Annotated in this window: 23 protein-coding genes; 7 read left to right on the forward strand and 16 right to left on the reverse strand. The window is 63.9% G+C overall.

Features of this window, described 5'->3' with window-relative positions:
* Window positions 1-35 precede the first annotated feature (35 nt).
* On the forward strand, window positions 36-455 hold the full coding sequence (locus ACT2BZ_RS19860; RefSeq protein WP_457937105.1) for a DUF4864 domain-containing protein: 420 nt from the start codon (window positions 36-38) through the stop codon (window positions 453-455).
* Window positions 456-462: 7 nt separating this feature from the next.
* Here the strand turns inward: ACT2BZ_RS19860 and tgt are convergent, their stop codons facing one another.
* The 7 genes from tgt to coaD are packed head-to-tail and all read right to left on the reverse strand — an operon-like array spanning window position 463 to window position 5,377.
* On the reverse strand, window positions 463-1,593 hold the full coding sequence (tgt, locus tag ACT2BZ_RS19865; RefSeq protein WP_457937107.1) for a tRNA guanosine(34) transglycosylase Tgt: 1,131 nt from the start codon (window positions 1,591-1,593) through the stop codon (window positions 463-465).
* Complete coding sequence (locus ACT2BZ_RS19870; protein WP_457937109.1) at window positions 1,590-2,189, reverse strand: histidine phosphatase family protein; 600 nt, start codon at window positions 2,187-2,189, stop codon at window positions 1,590-1,592. The genes tgt and ACT2BZ_RS19870 overlap by 4 nt, the downstream gene beginning before the upstream one ends.
* Window positions 2,186-3,262, reverse strand: a complete 1,077-nt coding sequence (queA, locus tag ACT2BZ_RS19875; protein WP_457937111.1) for a tRNA preQ1(34) S-adenosylmethionine ribosyltransferase-isomerase QueA — start codon at window positions 3,260-3,262, stop codon at window positions 2,186-2,188. Before queA ends, ACT2BZ_RS19870 begins: the two co-directional genes overlap by 4 nt.
* A complete protein-coding gene (locus ACT2BZ_RS19880) occupies window positions 3,262-3,711 on the reverse strand; it encodes a DMT family transporter (protein ID WP_457937113.1) in 450 nt (149 codons plus the stop codon). Before ACT2BZ_RS19880 ends, queA begins: the two co-directional genes overlap by 1 nt.
* 28 nt (window positions 3,712-3,739) lie before the next feature.
* Window positions 3,740-4,252, reverse strand: a complete 513-nt coding sequence (locus tag ACT2BZ_RS19885) for a peptidylprolyl isomerase (RefSeq protein ID WP_457937115.1) — start codon at window positions 4,250-4,252, stop codon at window positions 3,740-3,742.
* 28 nt (window positions 4,253-4,280) lie between these two features.
* Window positions 4,281-4,862 (reverse strand): peptidylprolyl isomerase, encoded by a 582-nt coding sequence (locus tag ACT2BZ_RS19890; protein WP_457937117.1) that lies wholly within the window; start codon window positions 4,860-4,862, stop codon window positions 4,281-4,283.
* 17 nt (window positions 4,863-4,879) lie between these two features.
* Entirely contained in the window at window positions 4,880-5,377 is a 498-nt protein-coding gene (gene coaD / locus ACT2BZ_RS19895) for a pantetheine-phosphate adenylyltransferase (protein WP_457941393.1), read from the reverse strand.
* Between the two features lie 166 nt (window positions 5,378-5,543).
* On the opposite strand from coaD, the gene ACT2BZ_RS19900 reads away from it, so the two are divergent.
* On the forward strand, window positions 5,544-5,678 hold the full coding sequence (locus tag ACT2BZ_RS19900; RefSeq protein ID WP_457937119.1) for a hypothetical protein: 135 nt from the start codon (window positions 5,544-5,546) through the stop codon (window positions 5,676-5,678).
* Window positions 5,679-5,718: 40 nt separating this feature from the next.
* On the opposite strand, the gene gyrA is transcribed toward ACT2BZ_RS19900, so the two are convergent.
* Window positions 5,719-8,502, reverse strand: a complete 2,784-nt coding sequence (gyrA, locus tag ACT2BZ_RS19905) for a DNA gyrase subunit A (protein ID WP_457937120.1) — start codon at window positions 8,500-8,502, stop codon at window positions 5,719-5,721.
* A gap of 257 nt (window positions 8,503-8,759) precedes the next feature.
* Between gyrA and ACT2BZ_RS19910 the strand changes: the two genes are divergently transcribed.
* Entirely contained in the window at window positions 8,760-9,389 is a 630-nt protein-coding gene (locus ACT2BZ_RS19910; RefSeq protein ID WP_457937122.1) for a MarC family protein, read from the forward strand.
* A gap of 51 nt (window positions 9,390-9,440) precedes the next feature.
* On the opposite strand, the gene ACT2BZ_RS19915 is transcribed toward ACT2BZ_RS19910, so the two are convergent.
* From ACT2BZ_RS19915 to ssb, 4 genes are all read right to left on the reverse strand, one after another.
* The gene (locus tag ACT2BZ_RS19915) at window positions 9,441-10,025 is read right to left on the reverse strand and encodes a hypothetical protein (RefSeq protein WP_457937124.1); all 585 of its coding nucleotides are present in this window, start codon (window positions 10,023-10,025) and stop codon (window positions 9,441-9,443) included.
* A gap of 137 nt (window positions 10,026-10,162) precedes the next feature.
* Entirely contained in the window at window positions 10,163-10,597 is a 435-nt protein-coding gene (locus ACT2BZ_RS19920; RefSeq protein WP_457941394.1) for an OsmC family protein, read from the reverse strand.
* Between the two features lie 163 nt (window positions 10,598-10,760).
* Entirely contained in the window at window positions 10,761-11,159 is a 399-nt protein-coding gene (locus tag ACT2BZ_RS19925; protein ID WP_457937126.1) for a hypothetical protein, read from the reverse strand.
* 19 nt (window positions 11,160-11,178) lie between these two features.
* Window positions 11,179-11,703, reverse strand: coding sequence for a single-stranded DNA-binding protein (gene ssb, locus ACT2BZ_RS19930; protein WP_457937128.1), 525 nt, complete (start codon window positions 11,701-11,703; stop codon window positions 11,179-11,181).
* A gap of 1,044 nt (window positions 11,704-12,747) precedes the next feature.
* On the opposite strand from ssb, the gene uvrA reads away from it, so the two are divergent.
* Entirely contained in the window at window positions 12,748-15,669 is a 2,922-nt protein-coding gene (uvrA, locus tag ACT2BZ_RS19935; protein ID WP_457937129.1) for an excinuclease ABC subunit UvrA, read from the forward strand.
* Between the two features lie 100 nt (window positions 15,670-15,769).
* Here uvrA and ACT2BZ_RS19940 read toward each other — a convergent pair whose 3' ends face one another.
* Together ACT2BZ_RS19940 and ACT2BZ_RS19945 are read right to left on the reverse strand one after the other, a co-directional pair.
* Window positions 15,770-16,801 carry a hypothetical protein gene (locus ACT2BZ_RS19940; RefSeq protein WP_457937130.1) on the reverse strand — a complete coding sequence of 344 codons (1,032 nt, stop codon included), beginning with the start codon at window positions 16,799-16,801 and terminating at the stop codon, window positions 15,770-15,772.
* A 288-nt stretch (window positions 16,802-17,089) separates the two neighbouring features.
* On the reverse strand, window positions 17,090-18,682 hold the full coding sequence (locus ACT2BZ_RS19945; protein ID WP_457937132.1) for an ATP-binding protein: 1,593 nt from the start codon (window positions 18,680-18,682) through the stop codon (window positions 17,090-17,092).
* A 419-nt stretch (window positions 18,683-19,101) separates the two neighbouring features.
* Between ACT2BZ_RS19945 and ACT2BZ_RS19950 the strand changes: the two genes are divergently transcribed.
* The 3 genes from ACT2BZ_RS19950 (at window position 19,102) to ACT2BZ_RS19960 (ending at window position 21,521) form a co-directional block, all read left to right on the forward strand.
* Window positions 19,102-19,419 carry a hypothetical protein gene (locus ACT2BZ_RS19950; RefSeq protein WP_457937134.1) on the forward strand — a complete coding sequence of 106 codons (318 nt, stop codon included), beginning with the start codon at window positions 19,102-19,104 and terminating at the stop codon, window positions 19,417-19,419.
* A gap of 719 nt (window positions 19,420-20,138) precedes the next feature.
* Entirely contained in the window at window positions 20,139-20,546 is a 408-nt protein-coding gene (locus ACT2BZ_RS19955) for a hypothetical protein (protein ID WP_457937135.1), read from the forward strand.
* Between the two features lie 162 nt (window positions 20,547-20,708).
* Window positions 20,709-21,521, forward strand: coding sequence for a DUF72 domain-containing protein (locus ACT2BZ_RS19960; protein WP_457937137.1), 813 nt, complete (start codon window positions 20,709-20,711; stop codon window positions 21,519-21,521).
* On the opposite strand, the gene ACT2BZ_RS19965 is transcribed toward ACT2BZ_RS19960, so the two are convergent.
* Together ACT2BZ_RS19965 and ACT2BZ_RS19970 are read right to left on the reverse strand one after the other, a co-directional pair.
* Window positions 21,518-21,703: a hypothetical protein gene (locus tag ACT2BZ_RS19965; RefSeq protein WP_457937139.1), complete on the reverse strand. Its 186-nt coding sequence runs from the start codon at window positions 21,701-21,703 to the stop codon at window positions 21,518-21,520. The two genes, ACT2BZ_RS19960 and ACT2BZ_RS19965, sit on opposite strands and share 4 nt — an antisense overlap.
* A gap of 267 nt (window positions 21,704-21,970) precedes the next feature.
* Window positions 21,971-22,681, reverse strand: coding sequence for a purine-nucleoside phosphorylase (locus ACT2BZ_RS19970; RefSeq protein WP_457937141.1), 711 nt, complete (start codon window positions 22,679-22,681; stop codon window positions 21,971-21,973).
* Between the last annotated feature and the right edge of the window lie 8 nt (window positions 22,682-22,689).

Below are 22,689 nucleotides of genomic sequence, written 5' to 3' on the forward strand. Positions count from 1 at the left end.
TGACCGGTCACCCTGACAGAATGAGGAGAACCCACATGCTTGCCAGAACTCTCGCCCCGATGCTGGTATCGTTCACCCTGGCCGGGCCCGCCTTCGCCGGCGAAGCGGAAATCAGCTCGGCACAATCCACCATCGACGCCCAGCTCCGTGCGTTCCAGTCGAATGACGGCGCGCTCGCCTATTCCTACGCCGCGCCGAACGTGAAGCGCATCTTCCCCAACGTCGAGATCTTCATGGGCATGGTCGAGAGCGGCTATCGGCCGGTGCGAAGCCCGCGCAACTACGCCTTCGGCAAGGTCGAGGAGCCCAGCGGCACGTCGGTTATCCAGCAGGTCCTGATCCAGGGCCCGGACGGCAAGGACTACGAGGCCGTCTACACGCTCGAACTGCAGCCCGACGGCGTCTACCGCATCACCGGCGTCAGCCTGAGAGCCTCCAACGCGCTGAGCACCTGACCCCGGCTCAGAGCGCCGGCAGGTCGCCCTTCGTCCACCTATCGGTGGTCTCCGCCGAGAAATCCTCGAAGCGCTGCGCCTCGATCGCGTCGCGCATGCCCTGCATCAGGTCCTGATAGTAGGACAGATTGTTCCAGGTCAGCAGCATCATGCCCAGGATCTCGTCGGAGCGGACGAGATGGTGCAGGTAGGCGCGGGAATAGTCGCGTGCTGCCGGGCAGCTGCTTTCCGCGTCTAGCGGCCGGTGATCCTCCGCATGGCGGGCATTCTTGAGGTTGATCTTGCCGTGCCGGGTGAAGGCCAGGCCGTGCCGGCCGGCGCGCGTCGGCATCACGCAGTCGAACATGTCGATGCCCTGCCCGACCGACTTCAGGATGTCGTCCGGCGTGCCGACGCCCATCAGGTAGCGCGGCTTCTCCACCGGCAGTTCGGGGCAGGTGATGCCCAGCATCTCCAGCATCACCGCCTGCGGCTCGCCGACGGCCAGCCCGCCGATCGAATAGCCCTTCAGGTCCATCGCCTTCAGCGCCTGCGCCGAACGCACGCGAAGCGCCGGCGCGTCGCCGCCCTGCACGATGCCGAACATCGCCTTGCCCGGCTGGTCGCCGAACGCCGCCTTGCAGCGCTCGGCCCAGCGCAGCGACATTTCCATGGCGCGCTCGATGTCGTCCTTCTCGGCCGGCAGGCGAACGCATTCGTCGAGCTGCATCTGGATGTCGGAGCCGAGCAGGCCCTGGATTTCAATCGAGCGCTCCGGGCTCATCTCGTGGCGCGAGCCGTCGATATGCGACTGGAAGGTCACGCCCTGCTCGGTCAGCTTGCGCAAGCCCGCCAGCGACATCACCTGGAAGCCACCGGAATCGGTCAGGATGGGACCCTGCCAGCCGGAAAACCTGTGCAGCCCGCCAAGCCGCGCCATGCGTTCCGCGCCCGGACGCAGCATCAGGTGATAGGTATTGCCCAAAATGATGTCGGCGCCGGTGCCGCCCACCTGGTCCATGTACATGGCCTTGACCGTGCCGCCGGTGCCGACCGGCATGAAGGCCGGCGTTCGCACCGTGCCGCGCGGCATCGAAATCTCGCCACGCCGCGCCTTGCCGTCGGTCGCCAGCAGCTTGAACTGGAAGGTCTCGCTCATGTCGCCCGCGCCTCGTCGGCCCTGATCGTTTCCATCGGTGCCCAGCCATGCAGCAGCCGCAGGCCGTCGCGTTCGAAGGCGAAGAAATTGCCGCCGCCACCGCCCGGCTGGTCGCGGCTGCGATCAATTGCCCAGCCGGCAAGATGGCACATCAGCAACGTGCCGACCGCGCCGTGGCCGACCAGCAACACATCGCCGGCCGGAGCCTTGGCCAGCGCGGCCAACGTCTCGCGCACGATGCGCGTCTGGGCGTCGATCGCCCGTTCCCAGCCCCTGATGCTCTTTCCCGGCGCAGCGAAGAACTGGTCTGCGACCTGCTCGAACTCGGCGGGCGGCAGGAAGCCCGTCGCCGAGCGGTCGTTCTCGTGCATGCCTTCGCGGATGCGATGCTCGACGCCCAGCGCCGTCGCCAGCGGGGCGGCGGTGTCGATCGCCTTGGTCTCGCCGCTCGATAGAAGGACGCGCGTGCCCTGCAGCGCACCCGACGCCGCCAGCGCCGTCACGCGCCCGCTTCCGACTGCGTTCAGCCCCCAGCGTTCGACGGGCACCGACGGATCGATCGCGACCTGCGGGTGGGTCAGGTAGCGCACGATCATATCTGTGCCCTGAATAGCAGGCTGGCATCGCCGTAGGAATAGAAGCGGTACTTGTTCTCGATCGCATGCGCATAGGCTGCGCGCATCGTCTCAAGCCCGCAAAAGGCCGAGACCAGCATGAAGAGCGTCGAGCGCGGCAGGTGGAAATTGGTCATCAGCACGTCGACCGCACGGAACCTGTAGCCCGGCGTGATGAAGATGTCAGTTGGTCCCGACCAGGGCGAGACCGTGCCGTCGTCAGCTGCTGCGCTTTCGATAAGCCTGAGTGATGTCGTGCCAACGGAGACGACGCGGTTGCCCCGCGCCCGCGCCGCGTTGATGGCCGCTGCCGTCGGCTCCGAAACGTGCCCCACTTCGGCATGCATCTTGTGGTCGGCGGTGTCGTCGGCCTTGACCGGCAGGAAGGTGCCTGCCCCCACATGCAGCGTCACGAAGTGCCGCTCGATGCCGCGCGCGTCGAGTGCCGCGAAAAGCTCCGGCGTGAAATGCAGTCCGGCGGTCGGCGCGGCCACCGCGCCCTCGTCCTTCGCGTAGATCGTCTGGTAGTCGGTCAGGTCGCGCGCGTCGTCGGGCCGTTTCGAGGCGATATAGGGCGGCAGCGGAATATGCCCGACGGCATGCAGCGCCTCGTCGAGAAACGGACCGGACAGGTCGAAGCCGAGCAGCACCTCGCCGCCTTCGCGCTTTTCGAGCACCGTGGCGTCGAGCGCGCCGAGAAAACAGGAATTGCCGTCATGGCCGAAATGGATTCGGTCGCCGGCCGCCACCCGCTTGCCGGGTCGCATGAAGGCGAGCCATTGGTCGGGTGCGGTGCGCATGTGCAGCGTCGCGTCCACCTGCGCCTCGGCCTCGCCGCGGCGTCGGATGCCGGAAAGCTGCGCCGGAATGACTTTTGTGTCGTTGAAGATCAGCAGGTCGCCGGGATCGAGCAGGGAAGGCAGCTCGCCGACCGAACGGTCCTCGGTCCCATCGCCCGCCCTGACGACCAGCAGCCGTGCAGAGTCGCGCGGTTCGGCCGGTCGCAGCGCGATGCGCTCCTCCGGCAGTTCGAAATCGAAGAGATCGACACGCATCAGGTCAGGCGGATCAGCAGCGCCCCGGAGAGCAGCAGCACGGCCCCGGCGACGCGACCGAGCGAGATCTCGCGCACCGCCAGCCCCAGAAAGCCGATCCGGTCTATGGCCATGCCCGCGAGAAGCTGGCCGGTCACCGCAAAGGCCATCAGCGCCGCGGCGCCGATGCGCGGGGCAAGGATGGTCGCGATCGTCACGTAGGAGCCGCCCAGAAGTCCGCCGACGACGAACAGCCAGGGTGCCGGCGCGCGCCAGTCGAGCGAAATGCCCTGCAGCCGGACGATCAGCACCGAGACGATGCCGAGCACGACGGCGCCGGACAGGAAGGAGAAGGCGGCGGCCGGCACCGGAGAACCGAGCCCGCGCGCCAGTTGCGCGTTGACCGGCGCCTGGATGGCGATGAAGGCGCCGGACACGATGCCGAGCAGGGACCAGATTACACCCATCATTGACGTCCTGGTCCCCTGCCCCTGCCGGTTACTTTACGTCTGCGGCGACTTTCATCGACACGATCTTGTCGGGATCCGCCACCGGCTCGCCGCGCTTGATCTTGTCGACATTGTCCATGCCCTCGATGACCTGGCCCCACACCGTGTACTGGCGGTTGAGGAAGCCGGCGTCGTCGAAGCAGATGAAGAACTGCGAATTCGCCGAATTCGGGTTCTGCGAGCGCGCCATCGAGCAGGTGCCGCGCGCATGATTCATGTTGGAGAACTCGGCCTTCAGGTCCGGCTTGTCGGAGCCGCCCATGCCGGCGCGTGCCGGGTTGAATTCCTTGCCGCCCGACTTGCCGAACTTGACGTCGCCCGTTTGCGCCATGAAGCCGTCGATGACGCGGTGGAACACCACGCCGTCATAGGCGCCTTCGCGGGCCAGTTCCTTGATGCGGCCGACATGGCCGGGTGCGAGATCCGGCAGCAGCTCGATGACCACCTGGCCCTGCGTGGTTTCGAGAATGAGCGCGTTCTCGCGGTCCTTGATTTCAGCCATGATTAAGTCCTTCTTTTCTAATGGATTTTTAGTCGTCTGCCGCGATGCGGACCTTGACCATGCGGTCCGGATCGACCACCGCGCCGGTCTGCGGGTTGTCGCTCTTCTTGATGTTGTCGACGAATTCCATGCCGCTCTCGACCACACCGACGACGGTGTACTGGCCGTTCAGGCCCTCATTGGGCGCCAGCATGATGAAGAACTGCGAATTGGCCGAGTCGGGGTCCTGCGCGCGCGCCATGCCGACCACGCCGCGTACGTAGGGCACGTCGGAGAATTCGGCCGGCAGGTCCGGCAGTGCCGAGCCGCCCATGCCGGCGCGCTGCGAATTGTAGCCGTCGACCATGTCGCCGAACTGCACGTCGCCGGTCTGCGCCATGAAGCCGGCCATCACCCGGTGGAAGGCGACATTGTCATAGGCGCCTTCGCGCACCAGCTTCTTGATCTGCGCGACATGCTTGGGCGCGAGGTCCGGCCGCAGCGCGATGACCACGTCGCCGTCTTTCAGCGTGATGATCATGGTGTCTTCGGGCTCGGCCGCGAAGGCCGGCGAAATTCCCCACAGGGCCGCAAGCATGACGAATAACGAAGCAAGCTTCCTGAGCTGCATGGACGTTCTCCAGAATTCTATTTCGAATTGAATTTAGCGGTGAGCGCTTCGGCGACCACCGCCGGTACGAAGGGGCGGATATCCCCGCCCATCGACGCAATCTGGCGGACAAGTGTGGCGGTAATCGTGCGCACCGAAGGGCTTGCCGGCAAAAAAACCGTCTGCAGGTCGGGCGCCATGGTCTCGTTCATGCCGGCCATCTGCATCTCGTAGTCGAGGTCGGTGCCGTCGCGCAGCCCGCGGATCATGATCGCCGCGCCCTGCTGGCGTGCCGCGTCGATCACCAGCCCGTCGAAGGACACGACCTTGATGCGGCCGGCATCGTCGCCGAACTCGTCGCGCGTCGCCGCCTCGATCAGGCCGACGCGCTCGTCGAACTCGAACAGCGGCTTCTTGCCGGGATGGATGCCGATTGCCGCGTAGACGACGTCGGCAACCGCCAGCGACGCCTTCAACACGTCCAGGTGGCCGTTGGTCAGCGGGTCGAAGGAGCCGGCATAGATGGCGTGGCGCATGGTCATGGACGGCTTCTAGCGAGACTGTGGATCAAAGGCAAACTGCATGAACGGCACATGAACGGGGCTATCAGAAAAGGTTCAAGGCGCGCCCGCTATATGTCGGGAACGTCAACGGATGAAACCAAATCGGCCCGCGCCCGTTATTGGGCAGGAGATTGAGACAATGATGATCTACATGCTCGCCGTCGCCATGACCATAATGATGCTGATCGCCACGGCCTTCAGCATGCATCAGGAAACCCAGCGTACCCGCGTCAAGCAGAAGACCAGCACCATCCGCGATTTCTGGCCCCGCTAACCTCCAGTCGGCGAAGCCTTTGCCGGGGACGGCCGATCGATCACGTATCGGCGCCGTCTCCGGCACCCTGCCCCTCTGCCGCAGCCGGCGCATCGACGATCTCGTCCTCTTCCTCGCCCTGCGGCTCCGAAATCCTCTCCACGGACACGACCTTCTCGTCACCCGACGTGTTGAAGATCGTCACGCCCTTCGTCGCGCGGCTGGCGATGCGGATGCCGTTGACCGGCACGCGGATCACCTGGCCGCCGTCCGAGACGAGCATGATCTGGTCGTCATTGCCGACCGGGAAGGTCGCCACCAGCCTGCCGATCTCGTCTGCCTTTGACACGTCGGTGGCACGGATGCCCTTGCCGCCGCGCCCGGTCAGGCGGAAATCGTAGGAAGACGAGCGCTTGCCATAGCCGTATTCGCTGACCGTCAGCACCATCTGCTCGCGCGCCTTGAGCTCTTCGTAGCGCTCGGTCTGCAGCGTGGTCTCCCCGTCGACTTCCTCGTTGGTCAGCGCGATGTCTTCTTCCTCCGTGCCGGCCGTCTTGCGTTCGGCGGCGGCCTGCTTGAGGTAGCCGGCGCGCTCGGCCGGTGTTGCCTCGACATGGCCGAGAATCGCCATCGAGATGACGCGGTCGCCCTCGCCCATCGAGATGCCGCGCACGCCGACCGAATTGCGGCTCATGAACACGCGCACGTCGCTGACCCGGAAACGGATGCACTGGCCCGAATTGGCGGTCAGCAGCACGTCGTCCTCGTCGGAGCAGGTCTCGACGCCGAGGATCTCGTCGCCTTCCTCCTCCAGCTTCATGGCGATCTTGCCGTTGCGGTTGACCTGCACGAAGTCCGACAGCTTGTTGCGCCGCACGGTGCCGCGCGTCGTCGCGAACATCACGTCCAGATCGGCCCAGCTCTCCTCGTCCTCGGGCATCGGCATGATCGTGGTGATGCGCTCGCCATCCTGCAGCGGCAGCATGTTGCGCAGGAATTTTCCGCGCGACTGCGGGTTGCCGATCGGCAGGCGCCAGACCTTTTCCTTGTAGACGATGCCGCGCGAGGAGAAGAACAGCACCGGCGTGTGGGTATTGGCGACGAACAGCCGGGTGACGAAATCCTCGTCCCTGGTCGACATGCCCGAGCGGCCCTTGCCGCCGCGGCGCTGCGCCCGGTAGAGCGACAGCGGCACGCGCTTGATGTAGCCGGAATGGCTGACCGTGACGACCATGTCCTCGCGCTGAATCAGGTCCTCGTCGTCCATGTCGGCAGCGCCCTCGAGCAGCTCGGTGCGCCGTGGCGTGCCGAACTCGTCGCGCACGGCGACCAGCTCGTCCTTGACGATCTGCTGGATGCGCACCCGCGACGACAGGATGTCGAGGTAGTCCTTGATCTCGGCGCCGATCGTGTTCAGCTCGTCGGCGATCTCGTCGCGGCCGAGCGCAGTCAGGCGCTGCAGGCGCAGTTCGAGAATGGCGCGCGCCTGCTCTTCCGACAGGTTGTAGGTGCCGTCCTCGTTGATGCGATGGCGCGGGTCGTCGATCAGCAGGATCAGCGATTCCACGTCGGCCGCCGGCCAGCGGCGTTCCATCAACTGCTCGCGCGCCGTCTGCGGGTCGGGCGCCTGGCGGATCAGCTTGATGACCTCGTCGATATTGGCAACCGCGATGGCGAGACCGACCAGCACATGGGCGCGGTCGCGCACCTTGCGCAGCAGGAATTTCGTGCGCCGGCTGATCACCTCTTCGCGGAAGGCGACGAAGGCCTGCAGCATGTCGGTGAGCGTCATCACTTCCGGCTTGCCGCCGTTCAGCGCCACCATGTTGCAGCCGAAGGAGGTCTGCAGCGGGGTGTAGCGGTAGAGCTGGTTGAGGATGACGTCGGAGACGGCATCCTTCTTCAGCTCGATGACGACGCGGTAGCCCTGGCGGTCACTCTCGTCGCGAATGTCGGAAATGCCCTCGATGCGCTTGTCGCGCACCAGTTCGGCCATTTTCTCGATCATCGTCGACTTGTTCACCTGGTAGGGAACCTCGGTGATGATGATCGCCTCGCGGTCGTTCGGCCGCTCCTCGATGTTCACCTTGCCGCGCATCAGCACCGAGCCGCGCCCCGATGCATAGGCGCTTTCGATGCCGGCCCGGCCGATGATCAGGCCGCCGGTCGGGAAATCGGGACCGGGAATGATCTCCATCAGCGCCGGCAGGTCGATCGCCGGATTGTCGATCAGCGCAATGGCGCCGTCGCAGACTTCGCTCAGATTGTGGGGCGGGATGTTGGTCGCCATGCCGACGGCGATGCCGCCCGCGCCGTTGACCAGCAGGGCCGGAAAGCGCGCCGGCAGCACCTTGGGTTCGCTGCCCGATGAATCGTAGGTTTCCTGGAAATCGACGGTGTCCTTGTCGATGTCCTCGAGCAGTTCGTGCGCCACCTTGGTCAGGCGGGACTCGGTATAGCGCATGGCCGCCGGCGGATCGCCGTCGATCGAGCCGAAATTGCCCTGCCCGTCGATCAGCGGGACGCGCAGCGACCAGTCCTGCGCCATGCGCACCAGGGCGTCATAGATCGAGGCGTCACCGTGCGGATGGTATTTACCCATCACGTCGGCGACGGGGCGCGCCGACTTCACATATTTGCGGTTCCAGTGATAGCCGCTCTCATGCGCCGCAAACAGGATGCGCCGGTGCACCGGCTTCATGCCGTCGCGCACGTCGGGCAGCGCCCGGCTGACGATCACGCTCATGGCGTAATCGAGATAGGAGCGCTGCATTTCCTCGATGATCGAAATCGGCTCGATATCGGATGGGCCGCCGGGACCGCGCGGTGTTTTCTGGTCGTTCAAATCTGATCACTTAAACCGTTGAGAATCATACCCCGTCTATATAGGAAGCGGGCCTGATTATCCAAGCGTTCCGGACCTTATCCAGAGCTGAATACTGGCGGAAATTCAAAAGGATATGCCCGTCAAAATGCCGCAACGGCAACGGCGCGGATTGCCGGCCTGCGACATTGCCGGATTTGCGCCTGCCGGTGAAACTTGTGATCGGTGGACTGGTGTCGGACCGTCAGCCGCGCTAGCCTGCGTGAGGGGAACGCGCCATGCCGTCTTATGACAGTCTTTTCAATGCCTTCGTCACCATACTGGTGACCATCGACCCGCCGGGGCTTGCGCCGCTGTTCCTTGCCGTGACGCGCGGCATGAACCGCGACGAGCGCCGCCAGGTCTCCGTGCGCGCCTCGATCATCGGCTTTGCCGTGATGGCGCTGTTTGCCATCGCAGGCGCGGCCATCCTCTCGGTTTTCGGCATAACGCTGCCGGCTTTCCGCATCGCCGGCGGCTTCCTGCTGTTCTTCATCGCCTTTGAAATGGTGTTCGAGAAGCGTCAGGACCGCAAGGAGAAGATCTCCGACGTCGCCATCACCCGCGACCACATCCACAACATCGCTGCCTTTCCGCTGGCCATCCCGCTGATCGCCGGCCCGGGCGCGATTTCCGCCACCGTGCTGCTGTCGGGCTCGATGCCCGGGCTGGCCGGTCAGGCCTCGCTGGTCGGCATCATCGCGCTTTGCCTCGCGCTCACCTTCGCGGTCTTCCTGCTCGCCGAGCGCATTGACGGCATTCTGGGCCATACCGGCCGATCTATCCTGACCAGGCTTCTGGGCGTCATCCTGGCGGCGCTGGCGGTGCAGTTCGTCGCCGACGGGATCAAGGCGATCATGGCGACCTGACGGCTCTCCGCCGCAGCGTGTGGCCGGGGCATCCGTCCTTTTCGGCGGCAGTCAGTCCTTGCGCCGTTTCGCGGCCATCTCCGTCTCCAGCCGGCGGTAGCCCTCGGCATCGCCAAAATCCTCGAAGCGGGCATAGGCCGCATGGGCGCCGACGACGCGGCGCGCATGCTTGATCGGGCACCAGTGCTGTTCGGTCCGCCCGGCAATCTCGCGCACATAGGCAATCAGCCCGTTCGCGTAGGAGCAGTAGGCGCAATTGAATTTCTCGAGCGCGTTGAGATAGGCGAGATGGTGCCGGTCAAAGACCATGTAGTCGCCGCGCCGCACCTTCTCGATGCCATAGGCCGGAAAGCACACCGCCTGGTAGAGGCTGACGAACAGATCGAGCAGCACCAGCGGCACGATCAGCGCGTAGATGAAGGGCGCCGTCAGCACCACCATCGGACGGGCATGGGCGATATAGGTCGACAGCCGCGTCCGCATCTCGCGGTGGCGGCGCAACAACTCCGCCTCGAAATGCGCGCGGCCCTTCTCAAGCCCGACATGCAGGTCGGCCCGCCGCTTGGCGAGTTCTGCCTCCAGTTCGGATTCGAGTGCCTGGATCCTGTCGGCCAGGGTGGCGATTGTGGGTGTCATGGCAGCCTCGGCGCTGGAGCGGTCGGACACACACCCTAGCATCCGGGTAGCCGCCGCACCGAGCTTTCTCACCGGCGCGACCAGGGGAGCCTGGATCGGGGCGGCGCCTCCAAAGGCGTTGTCCCGATCCGTTGCGGTCAGGCTACTGCAGGCTGGCCCGTATCGACGACCTCGAAATCATGCGTCATCGTCGCCGTCTTGGAGAGCATGATGGAGGCCGAGCAGTATTTTTCGACCGACAGGTCGATTGCCCGCGCAACCTTTGCCGGCGAGAGAGCCCTGCCCTTGACGATGAAGTGCATGTGGATGCGGGTGAACACCTTCGGCTCGGTTTCAGCCCTGTCGGCATCCATCTCCACGACGCAGTCCTCGACCGCCTCGCGACCCTTTTCGAGAATATGAATGACGTCGTAGGCCGAGCAGCCGCCCGCACCGATCAGCATCAGTTCCATCGGGCTCGGTCCCGGCGAACGGCCCTCAGGCCCAAATGCCGAGCCCATGACTATCCTGTGACCGCTGCCGGACTCGCCGACAAAGGTCCGGTCCTCGACCCATTTCACGCGCGCTTTCACCGATGCCATTCCTTGTTCCGTTGATCCGGATTGCCGACCCATGCGGCCGGATCGGCCGCTTTGCAAGCTGACATTACGTCCCATAGGGGCTCAATGAATGGGCCGGGCCGGAAGCCGATCGCCGACCCCACGCCCGTCAGGTCGGGCCTGGCGCCCGGGCGTCTCAGCGCGCCGGCAGCGCCACCGTCATCTCGCGTCCGCCGATGCCGTGCACGAGATCATGCGCGCGCACCACGACGCTTTCGATGCCATCCGGGATTGCGACCGCGAGGCTGCGGGTGAAGGGCTGCTCGTCGACATGCGGGTGGAACAGCGTGCGCGTGCCGAGCACTGCGCCGCTCGCGTCCAACACCTCGAAGCGGTCGGCATAGTGGCTCCAGCCCTCGTCGTCGTGTCTTATGGTGACGTCGAAGCTGTAGGCGCCGTCGGTCTGCAACGTGACCTCTACCGCCTCGACATCGGCCTCACCGGCCGAAGCCGGCAACGCCAGGCCGATCAGCGTGGCGAGCCAGAGGGTCGGCAGGAGCCCGCGCCGGGCGCCTGCCATTTCAGGGGCGGACATTCGCGTCCGCCCGCTCCGATCAGAACGGAATTTCATCGTCCAGGTCGCGCGATCCGCCACCGCCGCCGCCACGGCTTCCGCCACCGCCACCGCCACCGCGATCGTCAGGACCGGACTGGCCGAAATCGGATCCCTGCGAGCGGCCGCCGCCGCCGCCGGAATAACCGCCGACCTGCCCGCCTTCGCCCTGGCCGCGCGCATCGAGCATCTGCAATTCGCCGCGATACTTCTGCAGCACGATCTCGGTCGTGTAGCGGTCGTTGCCGGTCTGGTCCTGCCATTTGCGGGTCTGGATCTGGCCCTCAATGTAAACCTTGGCGCCCTTCTTCAGGTACTGCTCGGCGACCTTGGCAAGCTGGTCGTTGAAGATCACGACATTGTGCCACTCGGTCTTTTCCTTGCGCTCGCCCGACTGCTTGTCGCGCCAGCTTTCCGAGGTCGCGATGCGCATGTTGACGACCGGATCGCCCGAATTCAGCCGGCGGATTTCGGGATCGGCCCCGAGATTTCCCACCAGGATGACCTTGTTGACGCTGCCTGCCATGATACTTCTCCAATAGGCTTGCGGGGCGAACAGGCCCCGAATTCGCGCGCATCCTATATGATCGCGCCTGAAACGACCCGGCCGAATGCCCCGCGCTCCGGCACTGTCCACATGTGTTTTGTTCTTTTTTTGTTCTAGATCAACCCGCGGCCTTTTGCAAGATTGTCTCAAGCCGGCGTCCCGAAGTCCGGCGCCTGCCCGGCGTCAGGCCGGAACCCTGGATCACGAATGACCCTCCCGCCTGGCGCACACTTGCCTCCGGTCTTCGCGCCTCCGGATTGCCCTGACGGATGTGGCACTGCCAGCCCCGGGGCAGCCGCCAGATCCCGCGGTTCGCTGCCAGCCTGCCGGCGCGGCCTGCCGACCACCGTGCAGCCCACGAAATTAGGCCCTGCCGTTCGTCAGAACTGACAGGGCCTCGTTTGGGCATTGCCCAAGATACCGGTCGTCAACGACCAGCTTTCATTTCGGATGCAACGCGGCATTCAGCCGACGATCCGACTTGTCGTCTCTGATTGTAAGGTGATCAGCGACGCGGTTTACCGAACGAATTCAGGCACCTGCGTCAGCTGTGGCTCCAGGCTTCAGTGGAGCCTTGGGGGACTATTAGGTGGCGTCATGCCTCAACTCCTACGTCCGTTTCCACACATGTCGCGCCGTGGCCTCGTCGCTCGTCTGCGGCGTCTCGCAGACCGCCTCGCTGGCAGCGCTGAATGTCGCGTCGACATTCGGCCCCGGTGACAAGTGGGAGTCTGTACCCATGGTCCCGACGCGTCAATTGGCAATCAGTCGGCTACACAAATCGTGATCAGCGACCAACCGCAATGCGATCGCCCCGACCACGCGTGCTCACCTGTGAGCCACCTGTTTTGTCAGGAGCGCGTTCGATCTTTGTTCTTTCCGCTTGCCCTTGGGGTCGATTCCTCGCTAGACCACGATCGTGCGAGGCAGGCCCTCGACGCGGCGGGAAAAATACCTAGATAGAGGGTCGGCCGGACATCCCTGCCATCCCGACATTTTTCAAGACGAGGCGGCGGACCGGCAATGGCCGACCATAAATTCCTATCCATTCGCGGCGCACGCGAACACAATCTGAAGAACATCGATCTCGATCTCCCGCGGGATTCGCTGATCGTCATGACCGGCCTGTCCGGCTCCGGCAAGTCGTCGCTCGCCTTCGACACCATCTATGCCGAGGGCCAGCGCCGCTATGTCGAGAGCCTCTCGGCCTATGCGCGACAGTTCCTGGAAATGATGCAGAAGCCGGACGTCGACCAGATCGACGGCCTGTCGCCGGCCATCTCCATCGAGCAGAAGACCACCTCGCGCAACCCGCGCTCGACGGTCGGCACCGTCACCGAGATCTACGACTACATGCGCCTCTTGTTCGCGCGCGCCGGCATTCCCTATTCGCCGGCCACCGGCCTCCCGATCGAGAGCCAGACCGTGTCGCAGATGGTCGACCGCGTGCTGGCGCTCGACGAGGGCACGCGCCTCTTCATCCTCGCCCCCATCGTGCGCGGCAGGAAGGGCGAGTACCGCAAGGAGCTCGCCGAGCTGCAGAAGAAGGGCTTTCAGCGCGTCAAGGTCGACGGCACCTTCTACGAGATCGCCGACGTGCCGGCCCTCGACAAGAAGTACAAGCACGACATCGACGTCGTCGTTGACCGCGTCGTCGTGCGCGCCGACCTCGGCACGCGGCTGGCCGATTCCATCGAGACGGCGCTGAAGCTTGCCGAGGGCCTTGCCGTCGCCGAATTCGCCGACAAGCCGCTCGACGCCAGCCAGACCGGCGCGGATTCCGTCAACAAGTCGGCCAACGAGACGCATGAGCGCCTGCTCTTCTCGGAAAAATTCGCCTGCCCCGTCTCCGGCTTTACCATTCCCGAGATCGAACCGCGCCTGTTCTCCTTCAACAACCCGTTCGGCGCCTGCCCGGCCTGCGACGGCCTCGGCAGCCAGCGCGCCATCGACGCCTCGCTGGTCGTGCCCGAGGAAAGCCGCACGCTGCGCGACGGCGCCGTCAGCCCCTGGGCCAAATCCACCTCGCCCTACTATTCCCAGACGCTCGAGGCGCTCGGAAAAGTCTACGGCTTCAAGCTGGGCGACCGCTTCTCAGACCTCTCCGACGAGGCGAAAAACGCCATACTGCACGGCACCGGCACGCGCGAAATCACCTTCAGCTATGACGACGGCCTGCGCTCCTACAAGACGACCAAGACTTTCGAGGGCGTCGTGCCCAATCTCGAGCGCCGCTGGAAGGAGACCGAATCCGCCTGGATGCGCGAGGAGATCGAGCGCTTCATGTCGGCCTCGCCCTGCCCCGTCTGCAAGGGCTACCGCCTCAAGCCGGAATCGCTCGCCGTGAAGATCGCCGGCCTGCACATCGGCCAGATCTCCGAAATGTCGATCCGCAAGGCCAACCAGTGGTTCGAGGACCTGCCGGCCCACCTGACGCCCAAGCAGACCGAGATCGCCACCCGCATCCTCAAGGAGATCCGCGAGCGGCTGCGCTTCCTCAACGATGTCGGCCTCGACTACCTCACCATGTCGCGCAATTCCGGCACGCTGTCGGGCGGCGAGAGCCAGCGCATCCGGCTTGCCTCGCAGATCGGCTCCGGCCTCACCGGCGTGCTCTACGTGCTCGACGAGCCGTCGATCGGCCTGCACCAGCGCGACAATGCGCGCCTGCTCGACACGCTGAAGCACCTGCGCGACCTCGGCAACACGGTCATCGTCGTCGAGCATGACGAGGACGCCATCCTCACCGCCGACTATGTCGTCGACATCGGCCCCGCCGCCGGCATCCATGGCGGCGAGATCATCGCGCAGGGTAGCCCACGCGACATCATGGCCAACCCCGCCTCGATCACCGGCAAGTACCTCTCCGGCGAGCTTGAGGTCGCCATGCCGTCCGAGCGCCGCGCCCTGAAGAAGAACCGCAAGATCCGCGTCGTCGGCGCGCGCGGCAACAACCTCAAGGACGTCACCGCCGACATCCCGCTCGGCACGTTCACCGCCGTCACCGGCGTGTCGGGCGGCGGCAAGTCGACCTTCCTCATCGAGACCCTGTTCAAGGCCGCCTCGCGCCGCATCATGGGCTCGCGCGAGCACCCGGCCGACCACGACCGCGTCGAGGGCCTCGAATTCCTGGACAAGGTCATCGACATCGACCAGTCGCCGATCGGCCGCACGCCGCGCTCCAACCCGGCCACCTACACCGGCGCCTTCACGCCGATCCGCGACTGGTTCGCCAATCTGCCGGAGTCCAAGGCGCGCGGCTACCAGCCCGGCCGCTTCTCCTTCAACGTCAAGGGCGGCCGCTGCGAGGCCTGCCAGGGCGACGGCGTGATAAAAATCGAGATGCACTTCCTGCCCGACGTCTACGTCACCTGCGACGTCTGCCACGGCAAGCGCTACAACCGCGAGACGCTCGACGTGCTGTTCAAGCAGAAATCGATCGCCGACGTGCTCGACATGACGGTCGAGGAAGGCGTCGACTTCTTCGCCGCGGTGCCGGGCGTACGCGACAAGCTGGAGACGCTGAAGCGCGTCGGCCTCGGCTACATCCATATCGGCCAGCAGGCCAACACGTTGTCGGGCGGCGAGGCGCAGCGCATCAAGCTCGCCAAGGAACTGTCGCGCAAGGCCACCGGCAAGACGCTCTACATCCTCGACGAGCCGACCACCGGCCTGCATTTCCACGACGTCGCCAAGCTGCTCGAAGTCCTGCACGAGCTGGTCGACCAGGGCAACACGGTCGTCGTCATCGAGCACAATCTCGAGGTGATCAAGACCGCCGACTGGGTCCTGGACCTGGGCCCCGAAGGCGGCGACGGCGGCGGCGAACTCGTCGCCCAGGGCCGCCCGGAAGACATCGCGGCAGAAAAGCGCAGCTACACCGGGCAGTTTTTGAAGGAACTGCTGGGGAGACGGCCGGGGAAACGGGCGCAGGCGGCGGAGTAACGAGGGGCAGCTGTATGGTAGCCGGGCACCTCGTTCGACCATGTTGATCGGCGCAGTGGCACCCTCAAGGCTGTCCCAAATGCAGCAATCGCGCTCGATGTCAGTCGGCTGCCCATCGGAGTTCGTGGGCAATCAGATTGTAAATTCTCTGTGCCCAAGAGTAGCCAGAAGTGAGCTTCTTTGCAGCGCTGAACCTTTTTCTGATAGCAACTGAGCTGGCGGGGAAAAGTAAGTTCGCTCGCGACTCAATCTGCTTTTGTACGCTCGCGGAAGGAGGATCATCAGAATGATGATAGATTCTGCCGAGTTGCATTGCCAGCTCCAAAACTCTCGCTTCCTCAGGTGGCAGAAGAGAGCTTGCAGCGGTGATACGAGTTTCGACCCGCTTTGCCTGCACCTCTACTGGGTCCCAGTCTGATTTCTTTTTCTTTGGAGCGAGACAACCTTCCCGAACTTTGGTTAGCGCTTCCAGAATTGGTGCCGCATCCTCCGGTGGAAGCAGTTGGCCAGTACGCCGCTCTATCGCTCGGAGTGTGGCAACTAGGCTATCGGGATCAGTCTGCGTCATCCAGCCGATCTCTCCGAAAACGAGCACTACATAGTCCCACAGTTCGGCACCGTAGTACCCAAGCTCAAGCGCCGCCAATTGTCTCTCGCGACCGCCAACGGGGGCGGGCAATGTGATCTGAGGGTAATGTGCCTTGAAAACTGCTGGATTGAGAATCAGTCCATTTATCACCTCTTCCCAGAATATCAGAGAGACGGCAAACTTGCCCTCCGCTACGCGTATGTCAGACAGCAGACGAACATCCTTTTGCAGCACCGAATCGTAGTCACTCGTAGTAGCGATGTAGAGGGTGGAGAGATGCCCTTCAAAAGTCTCCGCGGCAGCAATTTCCGCGGCAACTAGTTTCATGTTAAGGCTTTCTTTCACGCGTTTGCACTGTACACCAACTTTTCGACCGATTGCATCAGGCCCATAAATATCAACTCCATTTTGTCCTTGCCCGGGCCTGCCGTTCTTTTGCATATCTGGACTGTTCCAGCGCTGACTCATTGCAGCGCACACCATGGTCTCGAAGTCCTGCCAGTTCTTTGGTTTTGGCAGCTCTATGCTCTGTATGGTCGGCATGTTCAGCGCCGTCCCTTCTTGGTTTGCAGATAAGCAGCGGCGAGAATTGGATGTAGTTAGCGGTTTTTTGCGGGCGGCCTATCATGGATACGCAACCGGGTTTTGGGATCGCAGATTACAATAACGCCTTAACTACGAACTCGTAACTGCATCCCTACTGTCATAGTCGCAAGTGGACATTTTGATGCGGCGCAACCCACCCGCGCCACATTGCGGCGGTTTAATCAACGAATGCAATCAAAGGGCTACTACACACTAGACTCAACCAATTTTTTGTCTATATCGACACTAAACAGTGCCGGGAAAATTCAAGCCGAACAAGATATTGAGAACACGTTCAATCAGCTTACGATAATCTTCTATTTGCCTGTCATGGATGGGTATTGTCGTGCGCTCATGGATCAACTGATTCCTTAAACCGTAGTAAAAGTCTGACTTGGTGGCCATCGCTGCGGTGAACTTCGGTACTTTGGCCTGCACTTCCCTAATAACACTAGTGCGCTGACCAAGAATGGCCTTGATATTCCTGTTCGTGTAAGTTTGCGGTGGAAACGCCCTCTTGTTGGTAACGATATATTCTTTTAGGGCTATCTCGAAATTGCTATCAAGCAGGATCAGGGCCGCGCGATTGCGTGTTTCAACCTTGACCCGCGACAGCGCGTCCACCATGATCATTGCGTCCACCAAACCAACGGTCGCGGGTTGTGAATTCATCTTGGTGGCGTTCAATTGACGCGTCTGTTCCAGATAGGATGGCCGGCGTCCACGCGGCAGTTTTGGGAGTATCAGCTTTGCGCCTTCAGTGACTTCGGTCGGATCTATCTCCTCCAACTCTCCAGTTGTGTACGGGAAGACAGTCTCGTCCCAAGTGTTTTTCAGTCGACGCGACAGCTTGCTGTAATAAGACACCAGAGCAATTAGATTAGCGCGAAGCCGCAAAAATGACGGATGTGCAATGTTTACGTCGCTCTTACTGCTATTCCAAGGCATCAGTTCTGCGTTGCCTTCGAGCCTAACTATAACCCTGCAGAGCGAAGCGTCCGGGTGCGGCACTCCGGCCTCACCTGTCACGAAATAGCCAACATCGCGTTCGCGCATTTCCTTCACAATCAGCCTGTTATTACAGTAAATATAGACGCCGTAGTTCTCGGCTTCCGGATCGCGATCGCCAATCAGACCTGCATCCATAGTTACGACGAGTTCGCGCTTTCCGTCTGGTAGAATCGTGAAGCTAAGGGTACGAGGCAGATAGTCTGGCGGATAGGACCAAATTTCGAACGACTTTCCCGCTACCGGGACACCGTCGAGAAGAATTTCGCAATTTTCACCGATGAACCGTCCATAGGTCTCGCCAAGGCTTGTACGTATCCGATCGACGTCGACCTTACTGAACTGTTGTCGCAGTTTCGACACTTCAACGATTGTGCTTCCGGCTCCGACGGCGGCGCATTCAGCATAGTCGATGTCCCAGCTTTCGGTTTGCAGCCATTCGTCATCTATTCTGATTTTGTGACTGGCCTCGCTTTTGTGACGCGTGCGTATCTCAACCAACTCGCCGAGCGCGACGCCAGCTCGCTTCCCACCGACTCCGAAAATACCAATGAGATTTTCCGCCGAGGTTTCACGGCTAGCACCTGGTGCAATTAGGAGGCGCAGATCGCTCTCTTTGACTCCGCCAGCATTGTCCTTAACTGTAAGTATCTGTCGCGCAACGTCGAGTTCAACCTCCACCGTCAGCTTTGATGCTTTCCCGCTCGCAACCCAGAAGTCGAGAGCATTATCCAATAGTTCGCAAAGCCCAGTTTGAAGGTCATAGTCAGCGATCATACCCCGAAAAATATGCTTCTCCGGAGTTCCGTCTATTGGTTCTTTCGTAGCCATATCCCCCCCATCAGAGCAGTATAGCCGGAACCTAACGTTATTTGGAGATGTATTTCTGTCTTCCTTTTAGGCGCAATATTCAAGAGCGGCCTTTAGGAAGACGTGCTATGATCCCGCTGCCGTGGCCGAAGGAAGCAGCGACGGACGGACGAGCGACGACAGACAACAACCGTCAGGCGCTGAAGTGCATGCTGGCAAACCTTGTCGGCAAGGGTCTCGGTGCTCCCTTGGAGCCGCGCCAGCGCGGATCGCGTGCGCGGAACACAGCGGGGCGGACCTCATCCTGAGGTGCGAGCCGGAGGCAAGCCTCGAAGGACGCACCACCGCAACCATCCCCGCCAGCATGCGTTTCGAACAGCAGCGGGCCGTGATAATTTCTAAAGACCCCCGCCGCCCAAAAACAACCAGGAGAAACGCCCGTGTCCGAGACCGTCACCCTCACCGACCACGACGCCATCCGCGACTGGGCCGCCGCCCGCGCCGGCGCGCCGGCCATCGTCGACAGCTCGGCGGAGTCGGGCGTCCAGGCGATGCTGCGGCTGGTCTTCGGCCAGCACGCCTACCAGGACCAGGACCGCGCCGAGCGCCTGCCGAATTCGGGCGGCATCGACCTCGTCGAGTGGAGCGAGTGGTTCGAGGCGTTCGACAAGGCCGACCTCGCGCTCGTCGTCGCCGCCGACCGGCCGGGCGTGCGCGACAGCTGGCACGAGTTCGTCCGCCGCGACGGAAAGGACTGAGCCCTTTATCCACCCCCTCCCCGCCGGCGCTAGAATTGCGCCCGAAACGAGGGCGCGATGGACGGACGGGCAGCGATAGCATTCAACCACCAGGCGCTGAAGCGCGTCGTCGCCGGCCTTGTCGCCATGGCTGGCTTGACTGGCCAATCTTCCCCCTTGAGGGGCTTCGAGGCCCGATCTTCCGATCGAGCCGGTGGCTCGATCGTCGGCCGAGAAGGCCGGGACGCTGCCGAAGGCAGCGGGGACCCGGCACGGATGGGCGTAACATCTCGTGGGGTCGGTGCAGACCTCGCGACCGACGCGGAAGCTGCACCCACCTCCCCCGGCGCGGGCCCCGCTGCCTCCGGCGGCTCCCGCCCGCTCGACGCCTTCCGTCATGCCACCGGCGTGACGTTACCGGCGTCCCTCCCCCGACATCTCCGCCTTGCCATCCTGCGCCTGCTGCGCCCCGCCGAGTCCGCCGCGCGGCGGCTGATCATCGCGGCCGCGCGCGGCCTGTCTGTTACCCTGCCGCCGCCCCGCAAACCCCGCCCGAAGCCCGTCCTCGCCGACCCGATGTTCCGCCGCTTCGGCATCGCCGTGGTGCTGTCGCCCGCCGATCCGGCCGCCGGCACTTTTGCCGCCCGCGCCGCAACAAGAACCGGCCGGCCAGACCGCTTGCCCTGCCGCTCTTCGATCCGCCGCGACGCTGCCTGTCGAAGGGGCCGCGCCGCCGCTACGTGCCTGCCCGCGCCGTGCCCCGCATCTGCGTCCCCGGCGGCCCTCATCCCGAGACGCGCGCCGCAGGCGAGCCTCCACGGACGCCCGACGACCCGATCGACGCCACGCATCTGGCCCGGCGTCTCGCCGCCCTTGCCGCCGCCCTCGACGACCTGCCCGGACAGGCGATGCGCTTCGCCCGCCGCCAGGCCATTCTGCGGCGCGCCGCGGCTGCCCGGAAGGATACGCCGGCACATGGCCGCCCAAGGCGAACCTGGCCGCTGCGGCCCGGCCGACCGCCCGGCGGCCGTCTGCTCACTTACGACCCCGCCGCCCGCGCCCGCAAGAACATCCGCGACGTCGACGAAATTCTGGCGCACGCCCATTCGCTCGCCCTCCACGCCCTGGCGAATCCCGACACCTCGTGACCGCCCGGACCGCCCGCGCCAGCGCCTGCCGACCCTTTTCCGTAGATGAGGGATCGCGGGCGTGCGCCCTCCCGCCACCCCTGTCAGGAGACCGCCCCGCCCCTGCTGGACAAGCCCCATCGCCCGCCCCATTTTCCGCCCACGCAAATCAGGAGCAGCCCGATGACGAAATCCGGAACGATCCGCGCCGGCATGGGCGGCTGGACCTTCGAGCCTTGGGAAGGCACCTTCTACCCCGAAAAGCTGCCGAAGAAGCAGCAGCTGCAGTTCGCCGCGCGACAGGTGCCGACCATCGAGATCAACGGCACCTACTATCGCGGCCAGACGCCCGAGACCTTCGCCAAATGGGCCGCCGACACGCCGGAAAATTTCGTCTTCGCGGTCAAGGGCAACCGTTTCGTCACCAACAAGAAGGTTTTGGGAGAGGCCGGCGAGTCCATGCAGAAATTCTGGGACACCGGCGTGCACGAACTCGGCGACCGGCTCGGCCCGGTCGTGTGGCAGTTCGCGCCGACCAAGAAATTCGAGCCCGATGATTTCGAGGCGTTTTTAAAACTGCTGCCGGACAAGACCGGCGGCGTGGCGTTGCGCCACGTGCTGGAGGTTCGCCACGCCTCCTTCGCCGTGCCGGAATTCGTCGCGCTGGCCAAGAAATACAAGGCGGCGATTTGCTACGCGCATCACCACGACTATCCGGAGATTGCCGACGTGACGGCAGATTTCGTCTATGCGCGGCTGCAGAAGGGCGAGGATACCGTGCCCACCGCCTACACGCCGGAGGAGCTCGACCGCTGGGCTGCGCGCGCCAGGGAATGGGCCGCGGGTGGCCAGCCGGACGACCTGCCGGTTGCCGACCCGGCGTCAGGGCCGGAGAAGCAGCCGCGCGACGTTTTCCTCTACATCATCCACGAAGGAAAGATCCGCGCCCCGCAGGGCGCCATGGCGCTGATGCAGCGGCTGGGGGCGAAGGCCTAGGCCGCCGCCGCCTCGACGACGATCTCGTTGTAGGTATCGAGGTCGACATAAAAAATCCGGGTTATTTCCCGGATCAGGTCGTCATTGTCGTAGCCCTGCTCGCGCAGGATGTTGATGGCGGTGATGATCTCGATGCGGTCGGTCAGCCGCCGCTTCGAATTGTCTTCGACGAAATGCTCCATTGCAAATGTCCCCCGGTCCGTTTTCCAGACGCCTTGACCCAAACAACAGATTACGGGAACACACTAGGGCGCGTTGCTTGCGCGGAACTTGTCGGCGTGGCGGTTGCCCTGCCCGCTTTACGCGAACTACTCGGCCGGGACTCTCGACTCACCGGTCTGTGCCCAGAATACCACAGTTTTTCCGCCATGCACGCGGCGCCTGCGCGGCCCGCCCGTCGCGGCTTCGGGTGAGCGCGTGAAGATAGTTCAGCGTTTGAAGACGGGAGGTCAGCCGGCGTCGGCGCTGTCGACATAGAGTGTTTCGAGCGCCAGCCTGGCCATCGGCTCGAATACGCCCTGGCGCTCGGCCATGTCGATCTCGGTACACGTCACCAGATTGTCGACGACGGTGCAGATCGACAGCGCCCGTGCGCCAAGTCTGGGGGTCCCGGAAAGCACCCAGGCCGTCTCCATGTCGCAGGCCCTCGCCCCCAGCGCCCGCGCCGCCGCGAAGCGGCCGAGCGGATCGGGATGGTAGAACACGTCGCTCGAGACCATCGGGCAGGCCTGGTGGTCGATCCCGGCGGCCTGCGCCTGCGCGGCAGCTGCCGCGAACAGCCGTTCGTCCGGGCCGTGCCAGGCGCCCTCCGCGCCGGTCTCCTGGTCCATCGCCGCCGAGCGGGCGATCACCACCGAGCGGAGGGGCACGTCCTCCTCCAGTCCGCCGCAGGTGCCGACCCTGACGATCCGCTTGACCCCGTGCCCGGTCACCAGCTCATGCACGTAGATCGCCAGCGACGGCCGCCCCATCCCGGTCGCCTGCACGCTGACCGGCAGGCCGCGGTAGCGTCCGGTGAAGCCGAGCTCGCCGCGCACCGCATTGACCCGGCGCGGTTCCTCCAGCAGCGTTTCGGCGATCCATTGCGCGCGCTCTGGGCAGCCCGGCAGCAGCACTGCCTCGGCATAGTCGCCGGGTCCGGCCTCGTTATGCGGCGTCATCGGCACCC

The organism is Mesorhizobium sp. 10J20-29, from assembly GCF_054130485.1.